The 16,716-nt window shown below is 61.0% G+C and carries 17 protein-coding genes; 5 read left to right on the top strand and 12 right to left on the bottom strand.

What is annotated here, in order from left to right:
* Positions 1 to 174: 174 nt before the first annotated feature.
* Entirely contained in the window at positions 175 to 1,413 is a 1,239-nt protein-coding gene (locus AC2FMM_RS05550) for a bifunctional alpha/beta hydrolase/OsmC family protein (RefSeq protein WP_496686540.1), read from the bottom strand.
* Between the two features lie 249 nt (positions 1,414 to 1,662).
* On the opposite strand from AC2FMM_RS05550, the gene AC2FMM_RS05555 reads away from it, so the two are divergent.
* Positions 1,663 to 1,854 (top strand): hypothetical protein, encoded by a 192-nt coding sequence (locus tag AC2FMM_RS05555; RefSeq protein ID WP_496796021.1) that lies wholly within the window; start codon positions 1,663 to 1,665, stop codon positions 1,852 to 1,854.
* A 3-nt stretch (positions 1,855 to 1,857) separates the two neighbouring features.
* On the opposite strand, the gene dddP is transcribed toward AC2FMM_RS05555, so the two are convergent.
* Positions 1,858 to 3,201: a dimethylsulfonioproprionate lyase DddP gene (gene dddP / locus AC2FMM_RS05560; RefSeq protein WP_496796022.1), complete on the bottom strand. Its 1,344-nt coding sequence runs from the start codon at positions 3,199 to 3,201 to the stop codon at positions 1,858 to 1,860.
* A gap of 123 nt (positions 3,202 to 3,324) precedes the next feature.
* On the opposite strand from dddP, the gene AC2FMM_RS05565 reads away from it, so the two are divergent.
* On the top strand, positions 3,325 to 4,068 hold the full coding sequence (locus tag AC2FMM_RS05565; RefSeq protein ID WP_496796023.1) for a heme-dependent oxidative N-demethylase family protein: 744 nt from the start codon (positions 3,325 to 3,327) through the stop codon (positions 4,066 to 4,068).
* Positions 4,069 to 4,104: 36 nt separating this feature from the next.
* Here AC2FMM_RS05565 and AC2FMM_RS05570 read toward each other — a convergent pair whose 3' ends face one another.
* The 4 genes from AC2FMM_RS05570 to AC2FMM_RS05585 form a co-directional block, all read right to left on the bottom strand.
* Positions 4,105 to 5,001, bottom strand: a complete 897-nt coding sequence (locus AC2FMM_RS05570) for a hypothetical protein (RefSeq protein WP_496796024.1) — start codon at positions 4,999 to 5,001, stop codon at positions 4,105 to 4,107.
* 197 nt (positions 5,002 to 5,198) lie between these two features.
* On the bottom strand, positions 5,199 to 5,993 hold the full coding sequence (locus AC2FMM_RS05575) for a lytic murein transglycosylase (protein WP_496796025.1): 795 nt from the start codon (positions 5,991 to 5,993) through the stop codon (positions 5,199 to 5,201).
* A gap of 147 nt (positions 5,994 to 6,140) precedes the next feature.
* The gene (glnA, locus tag AC2FMM_RS05580) at positions 6,141 to 7,547 is read right to left on the bottom strand and encodes a type I glutamate--ammonia ligase (RefSeq protein WP_496681303.1); all 1,407 of its coding nucleotides are present in this window, start codon (positions 7,545 to 7,547) and stop codon (positions 6,141 to 6,143) included.
* A 32-nt stretch (positions 7,548 to 7,579) separates the two neighbouring features.
* Entirely contained in the window at positions 7,580 to 7,918 is a 339-nt protein-coding gene (locus AC2FMM_RS05585) for a P-II family nitrogen regulator (RefSeq protein ID WP_005982402.1), read from the bottom strand.
* A 169-nt stretch (positions 7,919 to 8,087) separates the two neighbouring features.
* Between AC2FMM_RS05585 and AC2FMM_RS05590 the strand changes: the two genes are divergently transcribed.
* The 3 genes from AC2FMM_RS05590 to tig all read left to right on the top strand — a co-directional run bounded on the left by AC2FMM_RS05590 (position 8,088) and on the right by tig (position 12,611).
* Complete coding sequence (locus AC2FMM_RS05590) at positions 8,088 to 9,665, top strand: NAD(P)H-hydrate dehydratase (RefSeq protein WP_496796026.1); 1,578 nt, start codon at positions 8,088 to 8,090, stop codon at positions 9,663 to 9,665.
* Positions 9,666 to 9,973: 308 nt separating this feature from the next.
* Positions 9,974 to 11,095, top strand: coding sequence for a porin (locus AC2FMM_RS05595; RefSeq protein WP_496796027.1), 1,122 nt, complete (start codon positions 9,974 to 9,976; stop codon positions 11,093 to 11,095).
* Between the two features lie 184 nt (positions 11,096 to 11,279).
* A complete protein-coding gene (tig, locus tag AC2FMM_RS05600) occupies positions 11,280 to 12,611 on the top strand; it encodes a trigger factor (protein ID WP_496681325.1) in 1,332 nt (443 codons plus the stop codon).
* 169 nt (positions 12,612 to 12,780) lie between these two features.
* Here tig and AC2FMM_RS05605 read toward each other — a convergent pair whose 3' ends face one another.
* The 6 genes from AC2FMM_RS05605 to rpsF all read right to left on the bottom strand — a co-directional run bounded on the left by AC2FMM_RS05605 (position 12,781) and on the right by rpsF (position 16,541).
* Complete coding sequence (locus AC2FMM_RS05605) at positions 12,781 to 13,635, bottom strand: acyl-homoserine-lactone synthase (RefSeq protein ID WP_496681309.1); 855 nt, start codon at positions 13,633 to 13,635, stop codon at positions 12,781 to 12,783.
* Positions 13,636 to 13,732: 97 nt separating this feature from the next.
* A complete protein-coding gene (locus AC2FMM_RS05610) occupies positions 13,733 to 14,434 on the bottom strand; it encodes a helix-turn-helix transcriptional regulator (protein ID WP_496681312.1) in 702 nt (233 codons plus the stop codon).
* Positions 14,435 to 14,627: 193 nt separating this feature from the next.
* On the bottom strand, positions 14,628 to 15,149 hold the full coding sequence (locus AC2FMM_RS05615) for a transglycosylase SLT domain-containing protein (RefSeq protein WP_496711438.1): 522 nt from the start codon (positions 15,147 to 15,149) through the stop codon (positions 14,628 to 14,630).
* Between the two features lie 152 nt (positions 15,150 to 15,301).
* The gene (rplI, locus tag AC2FMM_RS05620) at positions 15,302 to 15,919 is read right to left on the bottom strand and encodes a 50S ribosomal protein L9 (protein WP_496681315.1); all 618 of its coding nucleotides are present in this window, start codon (positions 15,917 to 15,919) and stop codon (positions 15,302 to 15,304) included.
* A 12-nt stretch (positions 15,920 to 15,931) separates the two neighbouring features.
* A complete protein-coding gene (gene rpsR / locus AC2FMM_RS05625) occupies positions 15,932 to 16,159 on the bottom strand; it encodes a 30S ribosomal protein S18 (protein WP_005982441.1) in 228 nt (75 codons plus the stop codon).
* 28 nt (positions 16,160 to 16,187) lie between these two features.
* Positions 16,188 to 16,541, bottom strand: coding sequence for a 30S ribosomal protein S6 (rpsF, locus tag AC2FMM_RS05630; protein WP_149774836.1), 354 nt, complete (start codon positions 16,539 to 16,541; stop codon positions 16,188 to 16,190).
* Between the last annotated feature and the right edge of the window lie 175 nt (positions 16,542 to 16,716).

Raw genomic sequence — 16,716 nt, forward strand, 5'->3', positions numbered from 1 at the left:
CGGCAGGACCTTCGTGATTGGCAATGGGTGTCGGCGCGGGTCATAGCCTTGTCCGGCACATCCGGCAAGCCGCGAAGGACCTACTGAGACGGTTTGCCCCCGCACAAGCGCCGTTCTGGCCGACCGTCCGCCGATCCCCGGTCTGTCTGTGCCCTGTCGCGGCCTTGGGCCGGGTCAGACCGTAACGACCGGGTCCTGGGCCGGCAGCAGTTCGGTCGTGATATGGGCCGAGTTCTCGAGCGTGCGGTGCACCGGGCATTTGTCGGCGATTTCGAGGAGCTTGGCCCGCTGGGCCTCATCCAGAGGCCCAGCCAGGCGGATCTTGCGGCGGAACTGGTCCACCTTGCCATCGCCGGCCAGCCCCGCATCCTGCGCGTGCAATTTGTCGTGGCAGACATCCACGGTGACCCCGGTCAGCGGCCATTGTTTGCGCCGGGCGTACATGCGGATGGTCATTGAGGTACAGGCGCCCAGCCCGGCCGACACGAACCCATAGGGTGACATGCCGCGATCGGTGCCGCCGTAGGAAGCCGGTTCATCGGCCACGGCATGATGGTTCGGGCCTGACTGGATGTCTTGCAGGAATCCGTTCGGGTCCACCTCGGTTACGCGCACGACGCCTTCGGGGGCGCCCGGCGGTGGTGCGGGTGGCGACAGTGGCACATAGCGCGACACCCAGGCGGCAATGACGTCGGCGGCATAGTCCGCGTCCCTGGGGCGGGTGATCAGGTGGTCGGCATCATCCAGCGTGACAAAGCTCTTGGGGTGCTTGGCGGCCAGAAAGATCGTGCTGGCATTGTTGATGCCCACGGTTTCATCGAGCGGGGCATGCAGGATCAGCAGAGCGGCCTTCAGGCGCTCGATTGCCGGGATCAGCGCCGATTCCGATATGTCGCGCACGAAGTCGCGCCCGATGCGGATCGGCCGTCCGCCCAAAAGCACCTCGGCGCTGCCATCCTGTTCGATCTGCGTGCGTGCGCCCTCGAAGTGATGGGCCACATGGCCGGGGTCGGCCGGGGCGCCGATGGTGACCACCGCCTTGACCGAGGGGATCCCGGCCCGAGCCCGCAACACGGCCGCCCCACCCAGGGAATGCCCGATCAGCAGATCCGGCGCCATGTTCCGCTCGGCCAGATACTGAGCCGCCGCGATCAGGTCCTGCACGTTCGTGGTAAAGGTGGTGTTGGCAAACTCGCCTTCGGAATGGCCAAGGCCCGTGAAATCGAACCGCAGCACCGCAAAGCCCATCGCCGCCAGCCGCGCGCTGATCCGCCGGGCGGCGGGGATGTCCTTTGAGCAGGTGAAGCAATGGGCAAACAGCGCCGTCGCCAGCACCGGCCCGTCGGGCAGATCCAAGCGTGCAGCCAATTGACTGCCGTCGTGTCCGGCAAAGGTGATGCGTTCGGTGGGCATGGCCGCTCCTTCCGTTGATCGGGTTCCGGCAATACTGGGGGCCGGGCGCGGGGGCCTCAACCCCTGTGTCAGGCGCGTCACGCCAAGGTGAGAGGGGAGCGTTGAATCTTGAAGGTGTTGCGGCTTGCTTGTCTCGGGAAGGTAAAACTTCAGGGATTGTGGTGTCGCAGCGATCGGATATTCGTTTCGTAAATGGTTCGGATATCCCCATGCTCATGTTTCGTCGAACAATGAAACAGGATTTCTACGATGACACATGTTGAACCGATCCATCACTGTCACCGCCATCACCTCGGGCTTCTGCCGGGGCTGCTGCTGACTGCTACGCTGGATTTTGCCGCGGGCCAGACCTGGCCGCTGGACTCCGAACAAGCCGGCATCGAGCAGCCCGCGCCCGAGGATTGGCGCGGAAATGTGCGCCGCTCGTACTGGACGGATTGAGACCTATTCGAGCCCCATGAGAGCGGCATCGAACGGGTAGGTGGTCAGGTTTTCGTATCCATCCTCGGTGATCAGCACCTGATCCTCGAGCTTGATCGAGAAATCGCCGCCGACTTCGCCCACGGCTGCCTCGACGCACAGCACCATGCCGGGTTCCAGCGGATAGTCATAGGCGCCGGGCACCGCCTTGTCGGGATAGGCCACCAAAGGCCACTCGTCGCACAGGCCCACGCCATGCATCAGGCAGCCGTATTTCTGCGCCTGGAACTTGTCGTCCAGCCTGTGGCAGTTGGCGGTCAACTCGGGGATCATCACGCCGGGCTTCAGCATGTCCATGTTGGTCATGATGTGCTCATGCGCGTGCTGCATGGCATAGACCATGTCGGGCCGGGGTTTTTCATCCCCGATCCACCAAGTGCGCGAGATGTCGACGCAAATGCCGTAGCTGCCGATCAGATCGGTGTCAAAGGCAATGATTTCATTCTTCTGAGTGATCCGCGGCCCGCATTCCTGAAACCACGGGTTGGTGCGCGGCCCCGAGGCCAGCAGGCGCGTTTCGATCCACTCGCCGCCGCGCTTGATGTTTTCGGCGTGCAAAACGGCCCAGATGTCATCCTCGGAGGTCTTGCCGTCACCAACATAGGTGCGGGCGAACTTCTCCATCTTGGCCACGGCGGTTTCGCAGGCGTTGCTGGCGCAACGCATGGCAAGGATCTCGTCAGGGCCCTTGATGGCGCGGGTCTTTTCGGTGACTTCCTCGCCCTCCATGATCTCGAAGCCCTGTGCCTCGAGCGCGCGGAGGCCGTGCAGCATGATCTTGTCCACCGCCAGCCGGGTGTGGCCGGGGGCGTGGTCCTGCATCAGTATGCGCACCTCGTTGGCGAACACGTCCGCCTGTACGTCCACCTTGTCGCCCCTGTCGAAATAGAACAAGTCCGCGCCCGAGCGCTGTTCCCGCACCAGCGGGTTGAATTTCGACAAAAAGGGCGAGTTCTTGTAGTCCCAGATCACCATGTAGCCATCGGCGCACAGCAGCACCGCCCGGAACGGGTTGTGTGTGTTCCACAGCTGCATGTTGGTGCTGTCGGTCGCATAGCGGATGTTGAGCGGGTCGAACATCAGCAGCCCGCCATAGCCTCGATCGACGATTGCCTGGGTCAGCCGTTTCCAGCGATATTCGCGCATCCGGTCCAGGTTGGGCAGTTGCAACCCGGCGGCGGCCCATTCGCTGAATGCAAGTTGGGTGGGGCCGATCTCGATCCGGTCATTGTCGTTCGGCGTACCGTCGCCAAGCGTCGCGCCGCGGCTGGGGTCGATCTTGCGGGTGTCTCGGTAGTGGTGGTTCACGGCGCGCCTCCCTGCTTGCCGGTTCAGCCTGAAGGGGCAGGGCGGCCCCGTCTGGGTGAATTGCGACGATTTGCCAGTCGCTTTTTGACCGACAAGGCCTGTTTGGAGTGCTAACCCAAGGCCATGACAGCCATTCTGCAACAGACTCTGCCCTACGATCCGACCCAACAGCGACCGCTGCCGGGGATCGCGCCGACCACGATGGAGGACTGGCTTCATCGCGATGATGCCTTCGCCGCGCAGATGCGCCACCGCCAGCACCTGCTTGAAACCCGTCGGGACGACGTGCTGGCGCTGGACCCGCACGCCCACCCGGCCGCCGTCGAACTGCTGGATCTGGTCTTGGCGCAGGCCTATCCCGAGGCGGCCGACACCGCGCAGCGCCCGGATGGGGCCGCCGTGCCGATTGACCGCGACAATCCTTTGGATACGCTTTGCCTGCTGGCGCAGGAGGATTTCTGCATCCTGCAGAAACGGGGCGACGAGCATGTGCTGACCGGGGCCATCCTGTGCTTTCCCGCCAGCTGGCGTCTGTCCGAGAAATTCATGCGACCACTGATCGCCATTCACGAGCCGGTCGACAGCTATGATCCCAACATCGCGCGCCGGGTGCAGCGCCTGTTTGACGGGATTCAAATTGCTCGGCCTTTGTGGCGGTTCAACGCGCTGTGGTACGATGACCCCGAGTTGCACCAGCCCCGCAGTGCCAGCGCCCCGCGCGAGATCCGCAACCGCGGAACTGCACGGTACCTGCGCAGCGAGCGTCAGACCTTGGTGCGGCTGCCGCAGTCGCAGGCAGTTGTGTTCTCGATCCACACCTATGTCTTGCCGGTCGAGCGGCTGCCAGAAATGGAAAACCCCGCCTGACGGCGGGGCCTCCAAGGAGGGTTCTTTGAATTTCGGCTACATGCCCAGCGCGTTGGCCGCTCCGGCGAACACCTTGCTGGAACTCAGCGAAACGATGGCCACGGTAAAGACCATTACCTGAGTGTTCAGGCGGAAATCCTCGCCCTTGATCAGGTTCACAGCTGCCAGCGACAGGGCAAGAGGCGCCGACATGCTGGCCACGATTCCGGTCATGGCCCAGCTGCTCAGGCGCAGCGCATCGCTGGGGCGGTCCTCGTCCTCGGTCACCTGTTCTTGCGGTTCGTTGGCCTCAGTCCTGAAGGCGATGCTCAGCAATTGATCATCCGTCAGCTGGATCGGGCGGCCGCTGGTTGCCTTCGGGGCTGGCACTTCGTCGACCTCGACGTCGGTGTTTTCGGTCCGTAGACCGGCGAACGGGCCGCTGACGACGCGAAATGCGTCGTGCCGACTGCGGATCTTGCGCGGCATGAACGTATCAAACGCGCTCATGAACTGCTCGGTCGTCAGAACGGTTTTCGGCGACAGCCATTCCACGCGCTGGGTGGTGCAGATGTCGACCATCCGGTACAGCATCACCACCAGCATCAGTTCCGAGATCTCGGAATCGTCGAGCAGCCCGGACACGGGCAACAGTGATACAGTCAGACGGTTTCTGGGACGGGCCGCGGCGGGACGGATGATCGTTTTCAGCCCGGCCATCTGATCGCGACGGCATTGCGGGGGCGTTTCCGGGCTTTCCGTTTCGACGATGAGGGAAACCAGATATTGGCTGGTTACGATACTTGCCTCGGTCGCGCTGAGCAGAGCCTTGCGCTCGACCAGATGGCCGTAATCCTCGAGCGTGGCGGCAACGATCTCGCCGAAGCGTTCGAGCGCGCCATCCGGGTCTCCCTGGAACTGCAGGCCGCCGTGATATGAGTGCTTCGAGGTCACAAGACTTTCCTTCAAGTCGGCATCGTTGAAAACAAATGTAGCAGGACATCGGGGAGGAAATTTGACCATTCTGCAAAAAAGAACGGAAATCCGATGATTGATTACGCTTTGGAAACCAAGAAATTAGACCAAAATCTTAGGTACTGTGGCGACATTATGGCGAAATTGGGGGCGCGGTCGGTAGCGCCCGCCGGGTATCATTTATCGATTCGGGCAGCCATGATCGCGATGGCCTGCTGATAGACGCTGGCCGCGTTCCACTGCTGCAACACCGCGAAATTCGGCTCTCCCGGTTGGTAGCCGCGGCCGGGTTTCCACCCTTTCTTGCGCAGGAAATTCGCGGTCGAGGCAAGCGCGTCGGTCGGGTTATAGAAATCGACCCTGCCGTCTCCGGTGGCGTCTACGCCATAGCGCAGGGCGTTCCCGGGAAGAAACTGCGTGTGGCCCAACTCGCCATGTTTTGCCCCTTTTGTTGCCATCGAAATACTGCCTTGGTCGACCAGTTTCAGGGCGCCGATGGCGTGTGGAATGAAGAACTCGGATCGGCGACAATCATAGGCCAGTGTTGTAATTGCGGAAACGACCTGGCTGTCTCCCATAAAGCGGCCAAACCCGGTTTCCATGCCGTGAATGGCGATCAGAACACCGGCCGGCACGCCGTATTGGCGTTCGAGCGCGGCATAGAATTGCGGGTTGCGAGCCTTGCGTTTGCGGCCCTGCGCGACGATCGTGTCGGCGCCACGGATCTGCAGGAATTTGCCCAGCGAATATCTGAAGCTTTTTTGATTGCGGTCGGCGGCGATCGTGCCGGCCGCATACCGGGTCTGGGCCAATGCCTGCAGCCCCTTCTTCCTGACGCCAGCCCTGCGGGCCTGTTGGGCGAAACTGGTTTTCCACGTTTCGAAACCGCTGCCGTCATTGCCGCAGGGGGCGGCCAGAGCAGTCGCCGGAGCGAGGGACAGGGCCGAAACAAGCAGGGCTGCGCGCATCATAGCATCAATCCGTTCAAAAAATGACTGAGACCAAGGTTAGAGCCTGTCGGCAACACTACAAAGCGCTTTGCTGAACCCGGAGCGCCCAAATCAAAAAAAGGGCGCCCCGCAGGGCGCCCTTGAAAAGGTAGCATCAACCTGCTGCGATCAGCAGCTGTAGTACATGCCGTACTCGACCGGGTGCGGGGTGTGCTCGTAGGTTTCGACCTCTTCCATCTTCAGCGCGATGTAGCCGTCGATCTGATCCTTGGTGAACACGTCGCCCTGCAGCAGGAAGTCGTGGTCGGCTGCCAGGCTCTCCAGAGCTTCGCGCAGGCTGCCGCAGACGGTCGGGATACCGGCCAACTCTTCGGCGGGCAGATCGTAGAGGTTCTTGTCCATCGCCTCGCCCGGATCGATCTTGTTCTTGATGCCGTCCAGGCCGGCCATCAGCAGGGCTGCAAAGGCCAGGTAGGGGTTTGCCGACGGGTCGGGGAAACGGGCCTCGACGCGCTTGGCTTTCGGCGATTCTGTCCACGGAATACGGACACAACCCGAACGGTTGCGGGCCGAGTAGGCGCGCAGAACGGGGGCTTCGAAGCCCGGGATCAGGCGCTTGTAGCTGTTGGTCGACGGGTTGGTGAAGGCGTTGAGGGTTTTGGCGTGCTTGAGGATGCCGCCAATGAACCACAGGGCCTCGTCCGACAGGTCGGCATATTTGTCGCCAGCAAACAGCGGCTTGCCGTCTTTCCAGATCGACATGTTCACGTGCATGCCAGTGCCGTTGTCGCCCGCGATCGGCTTGGGCATGAAGGTGGCCGATTTGCCGTAGGCGTGCGCCACGTTGTGGATGACATACTTGTATTTCTGCAGCTCGTCGGCCTGTTTGGTCAGGCTGTCAAAGATGAGCCCCAGCTCGTGCTGGCACGAGGCCACTTCGTGGTGGTGCTTGTCGACCTTCATGCCCAGACGTTTCATGGTCGACAGCATTTCCGAACGCAGGTCCTGGGCTTCGTCGATCGGGTTCACCGGGAAGTAGCCACCCTTGACGCCCGGACGATGGCCCATGTTGCCCATCTCGTATTCGGTGTCGGTGTTCCACGATGCGTCGGTAGCATCAACTTCGTAGGATACCTTGTTGATGCTGTTCGAGAAACGCACGTCATCGAACAGGAAGAATTCTGCTTCGGGGCCGAAGAACGCCGCGTCGCCGATGCCCGACGACTTCAGGTAGGCCTCGGCCTTCTGCGCGGTGCCGCGCGGGTCACGCTCGTAGGGTTCGCCGGTGTCGGGCTCGACCACCGAGCAGTGAATGCAGATGGTCTTTTCCGCGTAGAACGGATCGACATAGGCGCTTTCGGTGTCGGGCATCAGTTTCATGTCCGATGCTTCGATCGACTTCCAGCCGGCGATCGACGATCCGTCGAACATGAAGCCTTCGTCCAGGAAGTCCTCATCGACCTGATCCGCCATCACGGTCACGTGCTGCAGCTTGCCGCGCGGGTCGGTGAAGCGGATGTCGACATATTCGGCACCCTCTTCCTTGATCAGCTGAAGAACTGCGTCCTTGCTCATAATACTGTTCCTCTAGATTTGCAGAATTGCGATTACAACGCGTCCGGGCCGGTTTCTCCGGTGCGGATGCGAATGGCTTGTTCGACGGGCGAGACGAAGATCTTGCCGTCGCCGATCTTGTCGGTCTTGGCGGCCGCGACGATGGCCTCGATGGCGGCATCGACCTGATCGTCTTCCAGAACGACCTCGACCTTCACCTTGGGAAGAAAGTCGACGACGTATTCGGCGCCGCGGTACAGTTCGGTATGCCCTTTCTGACGACCGAACCCCTTGACCTCGATGACGCTGAGGCCCTGCACGCCCACGTCTTGGAGCGCTTCTTTCACTTCATCCAGCTTGAACGGCTTGATGATCGCTTCGATCTTTTTCATTCCGGCTCACCTCGCATGGTTGTCAGAACCGCAGTCACCACGTCTAAGATCACGGGGCAATCCGAATGCGGGTTTGCGAGCCAGCCGGGCGGTGCAAAACGAAGGGCGGTTTAAAAAATGGGCGACTTGCACAAAAAATGGACGAAACTGAATCGGCAGGAGGCATGACATGGCGGAATTGCTGACGGCAGCGCAGATGCGGGCGATCGAGCAAGAGGCAATCGAGTCTGGTCAGGCCACCGGGCTGGATCTGATGGAGACGGCCGGGCGTGGCATTTTCGAGGCGATTTTAGAAGAATGGCCCGATCTTGCCAAAGAACCCCAGCGTGCGGTTGTTCTGTGCGGCCCGGGCAACAATGGCGGCGACGGATTCGTGGTGGCGCGTCTGATGCGGGACTGGGGGTGGGAGGTCGGTGTGTATCTTTTTGGCGAACCTCGAAAACTGCCGCCGGACGCCAAGGTGAATTTTGACAGGTGGACGGCGCTGGGCGGGACCGTTCAGGCCGTCGAGGCCTTTACTGGTCCGCCACCGGAGCGTCCCTCGGTGGTGGTGGATGCCCTGTTCGGAACGGGCTTGTCCCGCAGGCTCGACTCGGCAGTCACGCAAGTGCTCGGGTTGCTGGGAGTGATGCGTCAGGGGCCTTCTCCGGTTCGGGTGGTCGCGGTGGACATGCCGTCGGGATATTGCGCAGACAGCGGCCGCCCGTTGTTCGAAGCGCACGCCAATTCGGGCGCCGACCTGACGGTGACCTTCGAATGCCCCCGGCTGGGGCATCGGTTGGCCGAAGCGGCGGCCGTCTCGGGCAAGGTGGCGGTCAAGCCGCTGGGGATCCGGCGCCGCGAAGGCGGTGCGCTGTACAACAGCAAGACGCCGATCGCGCGAGACTGCCGAGTGCTGCCGCATCTGCTGACCAAGGCCGGTGCCGGGCACAAATATGCGCATGGTCATGCACTCGTCCTGACTGGTGGCTCCGGCAAGACCGGAGCCGCGCGGCTGGCCGCGCGCGCGGCACTGAGGATCGGGGCGGGGTTGGTGACTCTGGCGGTGCCGCCGTCTGCCCAGTCGGAGGTGGCCGGCCAAATCACCGCGCTGATGTTGCGGCGGGTCGACGGGGCGGCGGGCCTGACCGAGGTTCTGGGGGATGAGCGCCTGAATGCGCTCTGCATCGGGCCGGGGTTGGGGCTTGAGCGTGCGCGCGAACTGGTGCCGGTGGCTCTTGGGGGCGGCGATGTATCGCCTCGGCCGGCAGTACTGGACGCGGATGCGCTGACCGCCTTCGCCGACGCGCCCGCAGCACTGTTCCGCCTTCTTCGCGAGAATTGCGTTCTGACCCCCCATGGTGGCGAGTTCGCGCGCCTGTTCCCGGATCTTGCGGTCCGGCTGGCCGAAATTCCGATCAAGGGGCCGGCCTATTCCAAGGTCGATGCCGTGCGCGACGCTGCAAAGCGTGCGGGTTGCACAGTTCTGTTCAAGGGCGCGGATACGGTCATCGCCGCGTCGGATGGCCGCTGTATCGTCAATTCGGCCCACCACGACCGCGCCGTTCCCTGGCTGGCGACGGCCGGGGCCGGTGATGTGTTGTCGGGGTTCATCGCAGGGCTGCTGGCGCGCGGGATCTCCGCGCCGACGGCGGCCGAGATCGCCGCCTGGCTGCATGTCGAGTGCGCCCGCAGTTTCGGGCCTGGCCTGATTGCCGAGGATCTGCCCGAACAGCTGCCGGAGGTGCTTAGACTGTTGCAGGTATGAACTCTGGGTGACATTTCCAGTACAAATCATCGGATTTCCGGCGAATTTCTGCCGTCAAGCCTGCGCAATTGCAGAGCCAGTGTTTGCTATATGCATGGCCAAGTGGCAGAATTCATTCGCAGCTTTGATGATGTTGCGAAGTGGAAAAGCTAAAGCATTGAAAAAACTTTGTATCTTGGCGTAATCGCGTCGCAGTGTGTGGCGAAATTGCAATGTCCGGCCATGGTGGGCGGAGGACCACTGGAACCGCAAGGTTCGACTGAACATCTGAGCAGTATCCGAAACCGGAAGCATTTATGGTGAACGACATGACACTCAATCTCAGACTTCCCTCGGCAGCAGCGCTGCTGGCGGCCACCACGGCGATCCCCGCCGCGGCTGAAATGAAATATGAAAACAACTCGGGCGGATATGTCCTTCTGTACGGGCAACTTAGCCCGGCAATCATCTCGGTGGATGATGGTCAGGATACTGATACCCGCCTTCTGGACAACGACCTGTCCAACAGCCGCGTCGGCCTGAGCCTGATGCAGCCCTTCGGACAGAACGAGTTCACCTTTCGCTTCGAGACCGCGCTGGGTCTGCCGAACTCGACCGAGTGGAACCAGAACGGCACCAATTTCAGCGGCTGGACCCGTGAAGACATCCGCTATGTCGATTTCGGGCTGAAGGGCAGCTGGGGTAAATTCTCGGCCGGTCAGGGCAGCATGGCATCGGACGGGGCGGCGCAAACCGACCTGTCCTATGTGGGGACGGCGCTGTATTCCTATACGGCCGACGAAAACTCGGGCTTCTTCTACCGTGGAACCAACGGGGCTCTGAGTGGCATAACCGTGGGCGATAGCACCAGCAACTTTGACGGCGCGCGCCGTGGCCGCGTGCGGTATGACACCCCTGACTTCAGCGGATTCTCGGCCAGCTTCGCCTATGGCCAAAACATCCTGTCCAGCAGCGATGACGACGACTATTACGACGTGGCGGTGAACTACAACAACACCTTCGCCGGTGGTGTCGAGTTTGCGGCCAGCCTCGCCTATGCCGTGCGCGACTTCGACAATGGGTCGGGCGAGCGCAACGATACCGTGGGGTCGGCCTCGGTGCTGCTGCCCAGCGGGTTCAGCTTTACCGCGGCGGCCGGCAGCCGTGACAACGTCGCAGGCCAGAGCGACCCGAGTTTCTGGTACACCAAGATCGCCTATGAAGGCGACTGGGTGTCCTGGGGCAAGACGGGCGTCGGCATCGACTATTATGACGGCTCGGACTTCGACACTGACGGCTCCAGCACTGACTCCTGGGGCATCGCCGTGGTCCAGCGGATCGACAGCATCAACACCGATGCCTACCTGAAATACCGCAACCACGATTTCGACGACGGCACATCGTTCGACAAGAACGAAGCCTGGGTTCTGGGCGCGCGCTGGAAGTTCTGATCGCGTCAAACCGTCAATCCAAGCGCCCCGGCCCGGTCCGGGGCGTTTTTTGTAGGGCAGGGCGGCAAATCGGAGCCGAACAGGCACCTTGCCCCTTGCCCTTCGGCGGCTGGGCAAATAGAAGGCGTCAAATTTGCCCGGCGCGCCCGTTTTGCGCGCCCCGAATCCTATGGGGACTACCAGAATGCAGGTTACCGAGACGCTGAACGAAGGTCTGAAACGCGGCTACAACATCGTTGTCACCGCCGCCGAGCTGGACGAGAAGGTCAACGAGAAACTGGCCGAAGCCCAGCCGGAAATCGAGATGAAAGGTTTCCGCAAAGGCAAGGTGCCGATGGCGCTGCTGAAAAAGCAGTTCGGCCAGCGTCTGCTTGGCGAAGCCATGCAAGAGACCATCGACGGCGCCATGAACAAGCATTTCGAGGAGAGCGGCGACCGTCCCGCCCTGCAGCCCCAGGTCAAGATGACCAACGAGGACTGGAAAGAAGGCGACGACGTTCACGTCGAGATGACCTATGAGGCGCTGCCGGAAATCCCCGAGGTTGATCTGAAGTCCGTTAAGCTGGAAAAGCTGGTGGTCAAGGCCGACGACGCCGCCGTGGAAGAGGCTCTGAAGAACCTGGCCGAAACCGCGCAGGATTTCAAAGCCCGCCGCAAGGGCTCGAAGGCGAAAGAGGGCGATCAGGTCGTCATCGATTTTGTCGGCAAGATTGACGGTGAGCCCTTCGAAGGCGGTTCGGCCGAAGACTATCCGCTGGTTCTGGGATCGAACAGCTTCATCCCCGGTTTCGAGGATCAACTGGTCGGCGTGAAGGCCGAAGAGGTGAAGGACGTGACCGTGTCCTTCCCTGAGGAATACGGAGCCGAGCACCTGGCCGGCAAAGAGGCCGTGTTCACCTGCACCGTGAAAGAGGTGAAAGAGCCCGTCGCAGCCGAGATCAACGACGAGCTGGCCCAGAAATTCGGTGCCGAGGATCTGGACGCGCTGAAAAAGCAGATAGCCGAGCGCCTGGAAGCCGAATATGCCGGCGCCTCGCGAGCGGTGATGAAGCGCGCCCTGCTGGACGAGCTGGATAAGATGGTGTCGTTCGATCTGCCGCCGACCCTTGTCGAGGCTGAAGCCAAGCAGATCGCGCACCAGCTGTGGCACGAAGAGAACCCCGACGTCCAGGGCCATGATCACGAAGAGATCGAGCCCACCGAAGAGCACACCAAGCTGGCCGAGCGCCGCGTGCGCTTGGGCCTGCTGCTTGCCGAACTGGGCCAGAAGGCCGAGGTGGAGGTCACCGATGCCGAGATGACCCAGGCGATCATGAACCAGGCCCGCCAGTATCCGGGGCAAGAGCGCCAGTTCTTCGAATTCGTTCAGCAGAATGCTCAGATGCAGCAGCAACTGCGCGCGCCGATCTTCGAAGACAAGGTCGTCGACTATGTGGTCGAACTGGCCGATGTCACCGAGAAGGAGGTCGGCAAGGACGACCTGCAGAAGGCCGTCGAAGCGCTGGAAGAGGAATAACAATCTCCGTCAGCCGGAAACCGATTGACCGTAATGTTCAAAGGCCCCCGCGCAGGGGGCCTTTTCTTTTGTCTGCCCCGTGTCAGAAGACCCCCCCAAATAAAAAGCGGAGCCGCCTGGAATGGGGCGGCTCCGCATGGGTGGCTTTTGTTCTTATGAGGTGAGGGGGTCAGGCCTCATGAGCAAAAGCACGGGGGGTCTGAAGGAGAGCTGTTTTCTGTTCGGGCGTGAACTGGTCCGACAGCGCCTCGATAAGGTTCAGCACGGCCTGGCGTTCAGATTCGGTCTTGGCCGCGGCCATCTGTTCGACGAAATAGGTTTCGAGCTCGGACAGGGGTTTGTGATCCCGGTTCGCCGGCGACAATTGCGTTGTCTCGATTCTGTCGAACAGGTCGCGGGCCTGCTGGTCGCTCAGGAACACGTCATGGTCGATTCCCGCGTAGTTCCGGATGGACGTGATCCGCTCTTCCGAGCAATCCATCAGGGCAGCCATGGCTACAACCTTGCCCATCGGTTTGGCTGTTCCGACATAGTCATACGGCGCATTTCCCGAACGTTGCAGGACGCGGTTCATGACCGGGTCGATGACGGCCACTGCGTCCATGACGCCGGCTTCCATCGCGTATTCGAAGGAACCGATCATGACCTCGCTGGTAACATAGGACACTGAGTTCTTGCCCCGTCCGCGACCAAGTTTCTTTGTATCGACACAGAAACGCGTCGCTTCCCACACTTGGGCGCTGCGGATCGGCGGCTCACCATCCAAGATCGAGTTGAACACATCGGCCAGCATATGCGGACCGGTCGTCTGCAAGAGACGCATACAGCCGACAACATCGCCCTCGTCGCTGATGCTGACAACATGGGCAGGATTGAGGTCGTCGAAATGATCGCGTTCCCGGCCATCCTTAATGTTTACTTCCCAGCCCAAGCGATCCCCGAAAACGCGTGCGCGCAGCTTGAACATTTCGTCCAGGACGTCTTTGAATTTGTGCTGGTTGATACCATCAATTACGATGATCATTCCATCCCCCTACAGTCTGGTTACCGTGAAGTTGAGATTAACCAACTTTGGAAACATGACTATTGGGGATTTCCCGTAATTTTCTGCCTTAATTCGGTCAGCCGGGGTAGATCAAGCCCAGGCCGATGGCTCGGCCGATCGCCTGCGCAGTGGTCAGAGCGCCAAGTTTCTCGCGTCCGGACCGCAAGTGGACTTCGACCGTACGATGAGAAATGCACAGAATATCTCCGATATCCTGCTGTGACTTGCCTTCGGCAACCCATTGCAGAATCTCTTTTTCGCGCGAGGACAGAGTTGGCAGGTACAAGGCTTTGGCCAGAACCCCCGATTGCATCACCGTGTCATGCGCCTGAACCGCCGCCATCTGAAGGTCGCCCATGACATGGCGTTTGAGCTTCTTCCATTCCGAATCCGAGCAGTCTTTGGTGACGCTCAGCAGCCCGCACTCGCCGTAAGGACCGCGGACGGGGACGGTCAGGCCTCGGTCGGTGATTCCAAAATCATGTGCATCGCGGAATACCGCATTGAACTTGTCATCGTGGTTGAAACGGCTCCAATCGACCGGCGCGATGCTCAGGGCCGATTGGTACAGAGTGGGATCAAGATGATGATAGCCCTGCGTCCCATAGTGTATCTTCCATTCTTCTGGATAGTTGGCATAGCCTTGCACGTCACCCTTCACGGGATGCGTGGTGGCATAGGACGCATAGTCGAAGCCGAGTTCGTTACAGACAGAATCAATGATGTCGAAGGCCGACCGTTCCCCATGGTCAATCGCGGCCAAGTCGATAAGTTTCACCAGTCCAACCTTTGTTCCGTTGGCATTTTCCCCCGAAATGCCGGTTCTGTCCCTTTAATGTATCGACGTTGCGTCAAGTGTTGAGCAAGACGCAAGCTTTTTGTGCATATCATATTGTCGTTTTGGGTGCCATTGCCAACGGTCGGAGCGAATTTTTTGAAACCGCCGAGCGGGATCGCCGCATTGCGGATCGTCATGATCGGATCGCGCCGTAGCCTGGTGACCCCGATAAGTCGGGACGCAGTCCCGTTTCCACCAGCATGCCGCGCGCCTTGGCCTCGGGGTAGTAGCCCTTGGCATAAAGAAATATGGCCCGATCCATGTCGCCGTCCGACAGCATCCAGGCGCCCCGCAGGTATTTCCCGGCAAACTCGAGATTGGTGTCGGCATCCAGCAACCCCTCGGGCTTGCCCTTGTAACCCATTGATCTTGCAGTCGCAGGCAGGATCTGCAGCAGGCCGTAATACGGTCGGTTCACGGCCCAAGGGCGGTGGGTACTCTCGCGGATTGCCAGTTTGTGCACCAATTCCCGTGGCAGCCCGTAGTGGTCGGCCCACTTGTTGATCGATGCCCTCAATTGGGGTGTTTCGTTCGGGTAGAGCGGCGGATCGAATGTCGCGGTGCGCGATACCACGTCCGGGTTCGGGGTGCCGCACGCAGCCAAAGGCGCAACCATAAGCAATTTCAGAAAACCGCGGCGATATTTGTCGGGCATGGGGCTCTCCTGTCACTTTGCGACCATGATAAGATTGCAACACCGCGCTGCAAGCAGAGGGCAGGGCGTCGGCTGAATGCTGCCCGATCGGCCAGCAAAAGAAAAAGGCCACGCGTCTGCGCGGCCTTTCCCAAAACAGGTTCGTCGAGAACTCAGGCCTTGGCTTCGTCGCCTTCGGCCGGGGCCTCAGCGGCCAGATCTTCATCGTCCGAAGCGGCAGAGCCGATGTCGTCGAACAGTTCGGCGATCTCGAAATCGGCAGCTGCCTCTTCCTCGGCGGCCAGTTCCTGGATCGATTTGCCCGAGGCCTGCAGTTCGGCTTCTTCTTCCGAACGGGCGACGTTCAGCTTGATCTCGACCTCAACCTCGGGGTGCAGGCGCACTGCAACGGTGTGCAGGCCCAGTTCCTTGATCGGGGCAACCAGCGCGACCTGCTTCTTGTCGACGCTGAAACCGGCTGCGGTTGCGGCTTCGGCGGCGTCACGCGGGGTGACCGAGCCGTACAGCGCGCCAGCGTCCGACGCCGAGCGAATCACGATGAACTGCTGACCGTCCAGCTTTTCGGCCAGGGCTTCGGCTTCTTTCTTGGTTTCCAGGTTGCGCGCTTCCAGCTGCGCTTTCTGGGCTTCGAAGGATGCGATGTTGGCTTCCGATGCGCTCAGAGCCTTGCCCTGGGGCAGCAGGTAGTTGCGCGCGTAGCCGGGCTTGACGTCGACGACATCGCCCATCTGACCCAGTTTCGCGACGCGTTCCAGAAGGATAACTTGCATGTCAGTCTCTCCTTACTTCACGGCGTAGGGCAGCAGGGCGAGGAAGCGGGCGCGCTTGATGGCGCGGGCCAGTTCACGCTGCTTCTTGGCCGAAACGGCGGTGATGCGCGACGGAACGATCTTACCGCGCTCGGAAATGTAGCGCTGCAGCAGACGGGTGTCCTTGTAATCGATCTTGGGCGCGTTGTCGCCCGAGAACGGGCAGACCTTGCGGCGGCGGAAAAACGGTTTTGCGGCCATGGTTTGGTGTCCTTTCCTCAGGCGTTGATCAACGGCGCTCGCGGCGGCCTTCGCGCTCGTCGCGCTTCTGCATCTGAACCGACGGGCCTTCTTCGTGTTCATCGACCTTGATGGTCAGAACGCGCATCACGTCGTCATGCAGGCGCATCAGGCGCTCCATTTCCTGAACGGCGCCGGCGGGGGCGTCGGTCTTCAGGAAGGCATAGTGGCCCTTGCGGTTCTTGTTGATCTTGTAGGCCATCGTCTTGACGCCCCAGTACTCGCTGTCGACGAGCTTGCCGCCGTTGTCAGCCAGTACGGTGCCAAAGTGTTCGATCAGGCCCTCGGCCTGCGCGTTGGACAGGTCCTGACGCGCGATCATTACATGCTCATACAGTGGCATGTTCACTCCTGTTTGTATCAAGGCGCATTTCATAGGCGGGGCCAGAAACCTTCGCGACCCTGCCACGAGAGGCTGCGCGATTCATGCGATTTGCGAAGGATGGCTCGGTATACACGTTTCTGGCGGGGGGGCAAGACCTGTCGGGGTTTGCGTCTGGGGCCGCCGTTTTTCCACC

Source organism: Ruegeria sp. BHSC043 (assembly GCF_059612985.1).

What these genes read in the sequence shown, in the direction of transcription:
- rplI (WP_496681315.1), bottom strand. Translation starts at nt 15,919, where the DNA reads ATGCAAGTTATCCTTCTGGAACGCGTCGCGAAACTGGGTCAGATGGGC.
- AC2FMM_RS05605 (WP_496681309.1), bottom strand. Translation starts at nt 13,635, where the DNA reads ATGATCATCGTAATTGATGGTATCAACCAGCACAAATTCAAAGACGTC.
- rpsF (WP_149774836.1), bottom strand. Translation starts at nt 16,541, where the DNA reads ATGCCACTGTATGAGCATGTAATGATCGCGCGTCAGGACCTGTCCAAC.
- rpsR (WP_005982441.1), bottom strand. Translation starts at nt 16,159, where the DNA reads ATGGCCGCAAAACCGTTTTTCCGCCGCCGCAAGGTCTGCCCGTTCTCG.
- glnA (WP_496681303.1), bottom strand. Translation starts at nt 7,547, where the DNA reads ATGAGCAAGGACGCAGTTCTTCAGCTGATCAAGGAAGAGGGTGCCGAA.
- AC2FMM_RS05585 (WP_005982402.1), bottom strand. Translation starts at nt 7,918, where the DNA reads ATGAAAAAGATCGAAGCGATCATCAAGCCGTTCAAGCTGGATGAAGTG.
- AC2FMM_RS05615 (WP_496711438.1), bottom strand. Translation starts at nt 15,149, where the DNA reads ATGCCCGACAAATATCGCCGCGGTTTTCTGAAATTGCTTATGGTTGCG.
- AC2FMM_RS05550 (WP_496686540.1), bottom strand. Translation starts at nt 1,413, where the DNA reads ATGCCCACCGAACGCATCACCTTTGCCGGACACGACGGCAGTCAATTG.
- AC2FMM_RS05575 (WP_496796025.1), bottom strand. Translation starts at nt 5,993, where the DNA reads ATGATGCGCGCAGCCCTGCTTGTTTCGGCCCTGTCCCTCGCTCCGGCG.
- AC2FMM_RS05555 (WP_496796021.1), top strand. Translation starts at nt 1,663, where the DNA reads ATGACACATGTTGAACCGATCCATCACTGTCACCGCCATCACCTCGGG.
- tig (WP_496681325.1), top strand. Translation starts at nt 11,280, where the DNA reads ATGCAGGTTACCGAGACGCTGAACGAAGGTCTGAAACGCGGCTACAAC.
- AC2FMM_RS05565 (WP_496796023.1), top strand. Translation starts at nt 3,325, where the DNA reads ATGACAGCCATTCTGCAACAGACTCTGCCCTACGATCCGACCCAACAG.
- AC2FMM_RS05590 (WP_496796026.1), top strand. Translation starts at nt 8,088, where the DNA reads ATGGCGGAATTGCTGACGGCAGCGCAGATGCGGGCGATCGAGCAAGAG.
- AC2FMM_RS05595 (WP_496796027.1), top strand. Translation starts at nt 9,974, where the DNA reads ATGACACTCAATCTCAGACTTCCCTCGGCAGCAGCGCTGCTGGCGGCC.